The following is an 8533-nucleotide window of genomic DNA, read 5'->3' as shown; positions in this document are numbered from 1 at the left end:
CGGATGCGCGGCCTTAAATCCTTCGGAGAGAGGATCGCGTCACGAGACCCCAACCGTCAGCCTGCAGAAATCCACATCCGCATCGCCCTCATGAACCGCTTCAACGCCCTCGGCCAGGCCGAGATCGTACGCGTGGCCTGATGCCATTGGGGGAAGGGGGGGAGCTCGTCCCGACGACGAGTTCTGCAATAATGCTTTCATGATCTCTCAGACTTTTAGAATAGCATCGTATTTTGGATCAAAATTACGGCTGATCGGCTCTGCCGCCGCACCGATAGCAACAATCCAAGGATCAGAATGACCAGCCAGAAGCCGCAGTCGACGGCCGCCCGAAAGGTCGTCATCAAGCGCGCTATTAGCGCGAGCAACAATCCCCTCAATTAGCATTGACGGAGCGGTTCCACACAAGATGATCGCTTCGGGATCAACTATCAATTGGAGCATTTCAGCGAGCCACCCGAGACGGCATGCGGCATTGTTGAGCCACTCATCCACTGCCGGACTCGCTTCGCTTAGAAGCGTCTCTATCCGTTCGAAAAGCCGTTCATCAGAATGGCTCAGACCAAAGCGCGCACAAAACCCGCCAAGCGCCACGCTACGCTCCATCACCGCTCTTCGATCAGTCTCTCCAAGGTTCCGGATCATCCCGATTTCACCTGCGTTGCCGTTGCGGCCACCAAACAGTTCGCGATTCAAGATCAGCCCGGCACCCAGACCGTAACCGAGATATAGGCAGATCGCATTCTGCATCCCGTGCGCCTTGCCAGTCATCTTTTCCGCGGTTGCTGCGGCTGACGCATCGTTTTGAACGTTCACCATCAACCCGGTCGCCGCAGCCAACCGCTCGACCAAATGAACCCCCTGCCAGCGTGCCATAGTGTAATCATCTGCACTGCGATCCTGTGTCGGCTGACCAAACGGGCCAGGCATTGCAACGCCCAAGCCAACAGTGCGCGATTCGGACAAGGGATATATTTCTGCAAGATCTGCACGGGTTTGAGCAATCAGCTGAATCAGACTGTCCAACCCCGCATCCGGCTCGGACGGGAGAAACTTAAGATCGCGACGCAGAACTATGTCACCAACCAAATTCATCACTACTGTCCGCGCTAAATGCCGATCGATTTGCAACCCAATCGAAAAAGCTCCGAACGGTGCGAGATCATATGGAGTCGCAGGTTTTCCGCGGCCTTCCTTGACGGTGTCACGCGCGACAACCAACCCGTCGCGTTCCAATTCGTCGATGATATTTGACAACGTCTGCTTTGCAAGCCGAGTGGCCCGAGCAAGATCCGCACGAGACAACGCGCCATTGATACGGATCGCGTCGATGACGACACGTCTATTGTGAACGGCAGCAGCGCCGGAACTGGTTCCGGACATCGCGCGGATCTGGGGCGGTTTCGATCTCATAAAAAATATATTGACAGGACGGTGGCTCCTCCGCAATCATTAAGTCCATCACTTGGACTAAATGGCCGCAGAGTCGTGACCAAGTGAATAGGCTCAATCCAGGTCCGGTCCGTCAGGCGGCCCGCACCAAACGATCCGACAGGAGAGAAAAAATGAAATTCGTTTTGCATGCGCCCCTCTTAGCCGCCACTGCGTTGTTAGGTGTCACTGTCACCGCAGCCCAAGCAGAAACTACGCTCAACGCGCTGTTTATGGCTCAAGCAGCCTACAGTGAAGACGACATCCGTTCGATGACCTCGGCCTATGAAGCGGCCCACCCGGATGTGAAAGTGAACCTCGAATTCGTCCCCTATGAAGGCCTACACGACAAAACCGTTCTATCGATGGGGGCCGGAGGTGGATATGATGTCGTGCTTTTCGACGTAATCTGGCCGGCAGAATATGCCCAAAACAATGTGCTTCTTGACGTTAGCGACCGCATCACCAACGAGATGAAGTCAGGCGTTTTGCCGGGGGCTTGGACAACGGTGACTTACGAAAACAAGAACTATGGCATGCCATGGATTCTTGATACGAAATACCTGTTTTACAACAAGGCGATGCTCAAGAAAGCCGGCATAAGCACGCCTCCCGCGACTTGGGCCGAACTGAAAGCTGATGCGCAGAAAATCAAAGACGCGGGCATAGTCAAATACCCGATCGCGTGGAGTTGGTCGCAGGCGGAAGCTGCGGTGTGCGATTACACGACCTTGCTGAGCGCCTATGGCGGTGACTTCATCAAAGACGGCAAGCCCGATTTCCAAAACGGTGGCGGCCTTGAGGCGTTGAAATACATGGTTGACAGTTACAATGACGGTCTAACCAACCCAAACTCAAAGGAATTCCTCGAAGAGGATGTCCGCAACGTCTTTCAGAACGGCGATGCTGCCTTCGCGCTGAATTGGACCTACATGTACAACCTCGCCAATGACCCGAAAGACAGTAAGGTTGCTGGGGATGTTGGCGTCGTGCCAGCGCCTGGCGTCGAAGGCATTTCTGACGCATCTGCTGTGAACGGTTCGATGGGGTTGGGCATCACGACCACCTCAAAACATCCCGATGCGGCATGGGATTACATTACCTATATGACATCGCAGAAAGTGCAGAACGCATATTCAAAGCTGAGCCTGCCGATTTGGAAAAGTTCCTACACTGACCCCGAAGTTACAAAAGGACAGGAAGAGCTAATCGCTGCGGCCCAGACTGGCTTGGCCGTAATGTATCCGCGCCCGATGACGCCGCATTACCAAGAAATGTCGATGGCATTGCAGCAGGGGATCCAAGAGGCCCTTCTGGGCACAGCCTCGCCTAAAGATGCGCTTCAGGAAGCGGCCGATAATAGCGGCCTGTAATCTAGACTAGGTGCGCCGCTGCTGACACCGGCGCACCGCCCCCTGCTTGACGCTGTCGCACACCTCAGTGACACCCGACCTTTCGCTTACAAGGCCAATCACCATGTCCACAGAACGCCTTCCTCTGCGTGTCTGGTTGCTTATGCTGCCCCTACTTATCGTGATGCTCACGGTTATCGGCTGGCCGCTCATCGACACGATCCGCCTCTCGTTTAGTGACGCCCGCTTGGTAGGCACTGGCGGTCACTTCGTGGGGCTTCACAATTTCACGAAAATGCTTTCAAACAGCTATTTTCATTCGGCTTTTTTCACCACTCTGAAGTTTAGCCTCTGGTCAGTCACGTTGGAACTCGTCATTGGAGTTCTGGTCGCGCTCCTGCTCAATCAGAAGTTCCATGGCCGAACATTGCTTCGAGCCTTGCTGATCTTACCTTGGGCACTGCCGACCGTAGTCAACGCGACGCTTTGGCGGCTCATCTACAACCCCGAATACGGGGCACTGAATGCGGCTTTGACACAGCTTGGATTTCTAGACAGCTATCGCTCATGGCTGGGCGAACCGGGCACTGCCTTGACCGCTTTGATTGTGGCTGATGTCTGGAAAAACTTCCCACTCGTAGCGCTGATCGCGTTGGCAGCCCTGCAGGCGATCCCGAACGATATTCGCGCCGCCGCGATTTCTGATGGTGCGAACGTCTGGCGCCGCTTCCGTCATGTCACTCTTCCCTATCTTCTGGGGCCGCTGATGGTGGCGCTGGTGCTGCGCACGATTGAGGCCTTCAAAGTGTTCGACCTGATCTGGATTATGACACGTGGTGGCCCAGCCAACTCGACACGCAGCTTATCTATCCTCGTTTACCAAGAGGCTTTTGCCTTTCAGCGCGCAGGCTCCGGCGCTTCGCTGGCTTTGATGATTACTTTAATGATCACCGTCCTTGCCGTGGCCTATCTTTTCATCATGCGTCGTCTCGCCGGGGAGGGTCGGTGATGGAACATCAATCACTCATCTTTCGTATATTCATCCACACCATGGCACTTCTTGTCGCGGTAGTGATCCTTGCACCGCTGGCGTGGCTCTTCATCATGAGCGTATCCTCCAGCGTCGATTTGTCGGCAAAACCGCTGCATTGGTGGCCAGAAACGCTCGATTTTTCGCGATATAGCTTGCTATTCAGCCAGAGCGACAATTCGGCGGGCGCTGCCTTTATGTCCTCGTTGGGCAACAGCATTAAGGTAGCGAGCATGGCCACGATCGCTGCGCTTGTCGTCGGAGTGCCCGCAGGTTGGGCCGCGTCGCGCAACCCGCAACTTGGTTGGACGTTGGGCGGAGTAATCGGCACCTATATGCTGCCGCCCGTCGCGTTATCGGTGCCACTTTACCTAATTCTGGCGAAATTTGGGCTGCTCAATAATGTGTTTGGCCTCGCGCTAGTCTATCTTAGCATCCTTGCGCCCTTCGTGACTTGGCTTCTCAAGGCGGGGTTTGACCCGATTCCGCGCGATCTAGAAGACGCAGCCTCGATTGATGGCGCGCGGCTCGATCAAATGCTGCGGATCGTGATCTTGCCGCTGGCGCTTCCGGTAATTGCGACGGCACTAATTTTTGCCTTTCTGCTGGCGTGGGACGAGTTCTTCTATGCGCTTTTGTTCACCTCGAACCAGAACGCCAAAACCTTGACCGTGGCCATTGCCGATCTCGCTGGCGGCCGGGTCTCTGATTACGGGCTGATCGCGACAGCCGGGGTGATTGCCGCCCTGCCGCCCGTCGCGGTCGGAATTCTCATGCAACGCGCCTTGATTTCAGGGCTTACCAATGGAGGTGTCAAAGGATGACAACCGCTCTCGAAACCCTGAACCCGGTGCTCGCCGCGCTCGATGCAGAAATGGCGCGTCAGTTGGGCGATAGCCGCGACAGTATCACAAATAATACCAAACTGGCTGGCACAATCGCTGCGACGATCAAGTCAAACAAGCGGCTAATAATGCTTGGGATGGGCGGCTCTCATGCTGTGGGGCGCGCACTTGAACCCTGCTATCGGGCGTTAGGAATCGACGCCATAGCGATACCGCTGTCCGAGCAACTTGACGCGCCGCTACCGCTTGCCGGACGCAGCGTGATCGTAACTTCACAATCGGGCGAAAGCGCCGAAGTGCTGCGCTGGTTTGATGAAGGTCATGCGCCGAAAGATTGTTTCGGTCTAACCATGGAGCCGAAATCCTCGCTCGCGAAGCTAGCGCCTTCTTTGATCGGCGCGGGAGGATCCGAGCTGCCTTTTGCGGCCACCCGTTCTCTGACGGTAACGCTGGCGCTGCATGCAGGCGTGCTGCACGCACTTGGCGCTGATCTTGAGGCCACTATGGAGATGCTCGACACTGTCACATCGGCGGACGTCGTCCCGGCAGTTGCGAAGTTTGCCACTGTGCGTGCAATTGTGACTTCGGGCCGGGCGCAGCAAGGCGTAGCTGAAGCAATCGCACTTGGCCTGACAGAGCTATCGCGTCTGCCCTGTTTCAGCCTCGAAGGTGGGCAGTTGCGTCACGGGCCGGTTGAAATGTTAGGACCCGATGTGGGCGTCGTGATGTTTCGCGATGCAGACCCATCATCGATCTATGTCACCAATCTTGCTGAATTTGTCGTGGCGACGAGTGACTCGCCACTGATCGTCTTTGATGCATCCGGACTGCCACCGATCGCCGGCGCTCAGACCATCTTATGCCCTTCAGCCTCGGGACTTGCTGCAAGTTTCTCGCTTCTGCCGCCAGCACAGCGCTTCATGGTGGATTTTGCCGCCTCGCGCGTCGCCGACGTCGGCACGCCGCTACGCTGCTCGAAGGTGACAAAGGTCGAATAACAATGCAAAGTCCACTCGCCACGGTTGGCAATGTTAATGTCGACCTAATCCTCGGACCACTCTCGCCTTGGCCGGTGCCCGGTTCTGAAGTTCTCTGCCCCGACAGCGATCTGCGTGTCGGAGGCGCCGCAGGCAATGTTGCCCTAACCTGGCGGGCATGGAACCTCCCCTTCCAATGCGCGAGCAGCACAGGCGACGATCATTTCGGTGATTGGCTGCGCGCAGGCTTCGGCTCTACGGCCGATCACTGGAGCCGGACATCAGGCAGCACGACGATCTCAGTCGGCGTCACTCATCCCGATGCTGAACGGACGTTTCTCACCACCGTTGGTCACCTGCCCGAATTCAGTTGGAGCGATGTCGAACGACAACTTGATTGGGACGCACTTCGTGGCGGAACGATTATCTTATGCGGCAGTTTTCTCACCGAACGCTTGAGCGCTGATTATGGCCGACTGTTTGATCGCGCCGCGCAGGAACAGATCGCAATCGCCCTCGACACCGGTTGGCCGATTCACGGTTGGAACGAGGAAACTCGCGCCCGTGCCTTGCATTGGGTCGCGCGCAGCCAAATCGTTTTGCTTAATGAGATCGAAGCCACGAGCCTGACAGCAACCGAAACGCCAGAAGCGGCCCTCGAAAGCCTTGCAAGGCACCAGCCAAAGTCGGGAATTTCAGTCGTCAAGCTGGGACCAAAAGGCGCAATCGCTCGACAGCATGCAAAGACCATCCGCGCGATTGCGCCGCAAGTCGCTGTTAAAGACACGATTGGAGCAGGAGACGTGTTCAATGCCGCCTTCATCGCGTCGCTCTCTCAGTGCACCCCCCTTGCGCAAGCGCTTGATCACGCGGTTGCTACAGCTTCGCTTGCGGTGTCGACCAATCCCCGCTGCTACATTCACCAGGAGGTCTCCGTATGAGCACACTCGAGTTGCACGGCATCCGCAAATCCTATGGCGCTTTAGAAACGCTCAAGGGGATCGACCTAGATCTGCAAAACGGCGAGTTCCTAGTCCTTCTTGGCGCGTCAGGCTGCGGCAAATCCACTTTGCTAAACATGATCTCTGGACTATCCGAGCCAACCGCTGGCGAGATCATCCTCGACGGACGCACGCTCAATGGCGTGCATCCGAAAGACCGCGATATCGCGATGGTGTTTCAATCCTACGCGCTCTATCCAAACCTGACCGTGGCACGCAATATCGGCTTTGGGCTCGAAATGCGTAATGTTGACCTCACCACGCGCAAGAAGGCCGTCGCCGAAGCTGCGGAAATGCTGCAAATCAGTCATCTTCTCGATCGCAAACCCGGCGACTTATCAGGCGGGCAACGCCAGCGCGTGGCGATCGGTCGCGCGATGGTGCGCAAACCAAAACTGTTCCTTTTCGACGAGCCACTGTCCAATCTCGACGCCAAGTTACGTATGGAAATGCGCAGCGAACTCAAACGCCTCCATCAAATGCTTGGTGTCACAGTGGTCTATGTGACGCACGATCAAATTGAAGCAATGACGCTCGCGACGCGGATTGCGGTGATGAATGGCGGGCAGATCGAACAACTCGGGACACCGGCAGAAATTTACAATCGACCAACCTCTCGCTTTGTGGCCGAATTTATGGGTGCGCCGCCAATGAATATATTGCCCACGAGCGCGGTCGCGGGCGGATTACGCTTAGGCACGACCAAAACTGTCTGGCGCTGCCATCATCCCGCATCCGAGATCGTTGTAGGCATTCGTCCTGAGGCCTTGAAAACGAAGACCATTGCCGGCGGTCTCCGCCTTAGCGGAAGGGTTGAACTCATCGAGTTAACTGGGCCGGAGCAGATCGTTTCGTTGGCTCTTGATGGTGCGTCTATCACTGCATCTCTTCCAGCTGAAGAAGAACTGAGGCTCGGGCAGGCACTTGACCTCTACGTCGACACCGAGCGCTTGTCCGCTTTTGATGCAGAAACGGGACTGCGGGTAGAAATAACCTCAGAGCATCCCAAGGCTTAAGGGTCAGATCTGGGACCTGTCGCGGTTTGATGCCGCCCCTTTGATAGCATTTACTGCAACAAAGGAGGCTGACTATGGGATTGAAACGGACAGACGACTTTCGGCAAGATGCAGTTAGGATCGCGCTGACCAGCGGGTTGACGCGTAAGCAGGTGGCCGATGACCTTGGCGTTGGCATGTCGACACTGAACAAGTGGATCACGGCACACCGAGACACAGACGTGGTGTCGAAAGAGGATATGAGCCTCGCTCAAGAGAATGACCGGCTTCGGCGCGAGAACCGTATTCTCAAGGAGGAGAGGGAGATCTTAAAAAAGCACCGCAGTTCTTCGCGAGCCAAAAGCCGTGAGGTTTAGGTTCATCCACTGCCCGGCAGTGGATGGTTACATGCACAAGAGGGGAAGAACACCGATCCGCATTTTCCATAGGACGTCTGTGCAAGGTCATGGATGTCAGCCCGCGTGGATTGCGGGCGTTCCGCAGTCGCCCAGCAAGCCGTAGGCAGTGATCCGATATGAATAGCCCCTAGATTCGTAGACGCCTTCTTCCCTAATTTTGAGGCAAGGAGGCCGAGATGGGCAAAGGCAATTTCAGCGACGAGTTCAAGCGAGACGCGGTCGCGCAGATCACCCAACGTGGCTACCCGGTTTCGGAGGTTTCGCAGCGGCTCGGGGTGAGCGCGCACTCTCTCTATGCATGGAAGCGCAAGTTCGCGAAGGCGTCGTCCGGCGAGACGGAGAAGGATGCTGAGATCCGGCGTCTGAAGCGGGAACTGACGCGGGTGACGGAGGAGCGCGATATCCTAAAAAAGGCCACCGCGTATTTCGCCAGGGATGCCAAGTGAGATACGCGTTCGTGGCCGAGCATCGCGGGCAGTTCTC

General features: G+C 56.3%; 8 protein-coding genes and 3 pseudogenes. 9 read left to right on the top strand and 2 right to left on the bottom strand.

What is annotated here, in order from left to right; all coding sequences use genetic code 11:
• Positions 1 to 141: pseudogene (locus tag QZ571_RS17920) on the top strand (IS5/IS1182 family transposase); the annotation flags it as partial.
• Between the two features lie 66 nt (positions 142 to 207).
• Here QZ571_RS17920 and QZ571_RS17915 read toward each other — a convergent pair.
• Complete coding sequence (locus tag QZ571_RS17915) at positions 208 to 1383, bottom strand: ROK family transcriptional regulator (RefSeq protein WP_295537463.1); 1176 nt, start codon at positions 1381 to 1383, stop codon at positions 208 to 210.
• Between the two features lie 182 nt (positions 1384 to 1565).
• On the opposite strand from QZ571_RS17915, the gene QZ571_RS17910 reads away from it, so the two are divergent.
• Complete coding sequence (locus tag QZ571_RS17910) at positions 1566 to 2804, top strand: extracellular solute-binding protein (protein ID WP_295537462.1); 1239 nt, start codon at positions 1566 to 1568, stop codon at positions 2802 to 2804.
• Between the two features lie 103 nt (positions 2805 to 2907).
• Complete coding sequence (locus tag QZ571_RS17905) at positions 2908 to 3792, top strand: carbohydrate ABC transporter permease (RefSeq protein ID WP_295537460.1); 885 nt, start codon at positions 2908 to 2910, stop codon at positions 3790 to 3792.
• A gap of 7 nt (positions 3793 to 3799) precedes the next feature.
• Here QZ571_RS17905 and QZ571_RS17900 read toward each other — a convergent pair whose 3' ends face one another.
• On the bottom strand, positions 3800 to 4054 hold the full coding sequence (locus QZ571_RS17900) for a hypothetical protein (protein ID WP_295537459.1): 255 nt from the start codon (positions 4052 to 4054) through the stop codon (positions 3800 to 3802).
• On the opposite strand from QZ571_RS17900, the gene QZ571_RS17895 reads away from it, so the two are divergent.
• The 6 genes and pseudogenes from QZ571_RS17895 to QZ571_RS17870 form a co-directional block, all read left to right on the top strand.
• Positions 4047 to 4637, top strand: coding sequence for a carbohydrate ABC transporter permease (locus tag QZ571_RS17895; RefSeq protein WP_295537458.1), 591 nt, complete (start codon positions 4047 to 4049; stop codon positions 4635 to 4637). The two genes, QZ571_RS17900 and QZ571_RS17895, sit on opposite strands and share 8 nt — an antisense overlap.
• A complete protein-coding gene (locus QZ571_RS17890; protein ID WP_295537456.1) occupies positions 4634 to 5656 on the top strand; it encodes an aminotransferase in 1023 nt (340 codons plus the stop codon). Before QZ571_RS17895 ends, QZ571_RS17890 begins: the two co-directional genes overlap by 4 nt.
• 2 nt (positions 5657 to 5658) lie before the next feature.
• Complete coding sequence (locus tag QZ571_RS17885; RefSeq protein ID WP_295537465.1) at positions 5659 to 6576, top strand: carbohydrate kinase family protein; 918 nt, start codon at positions 5659 to 5661, stop codon at positions 6574 to 6576.
• Complete coding sequence (ugpC, locus tag QZ571_RS17880) at positions 6573 to 7652, top strand: sn-glycerol-3-phosphate ABC transporter ATP-binding protein UgpC (RefSeq protein ID WP_295537454.1); 1080 nt, start codon at positions 6573 to 6575, stop codon at positions 7650 to 7652. Before QZ571_RS17885 ends, ugpC begins: the two co-directional genes overlap by 4 nt.
• 74 nt (positions 7653 to 7726) lie before the next feature.
• A pseudogene (locus tag QZ571_RS17875) lies at positions 7727 to 8157 on the top strand (transposase); the annotation flags it as partial.
• A gap of 69 nt (positions 8158 to 8226) precedes the next feature.
• Positions 8227 to 8533 (top strand): annotated as a pseudogene (locus QZ571_RS17870) (transposase); the annotation flags it as partial.

This window comes from uncultured Thioclava sp. (genome assembly GCF_913064665.1).
GTDB lineage: Bacteria > Pseudomonadota > Alphaproteobacteria > Rhodobacterales > Rhodobacteraceae > Thioclava > Thioclava arctica.
This window is presented reverse-complemented; position numbering and strand designations above follow the sequence as displayed.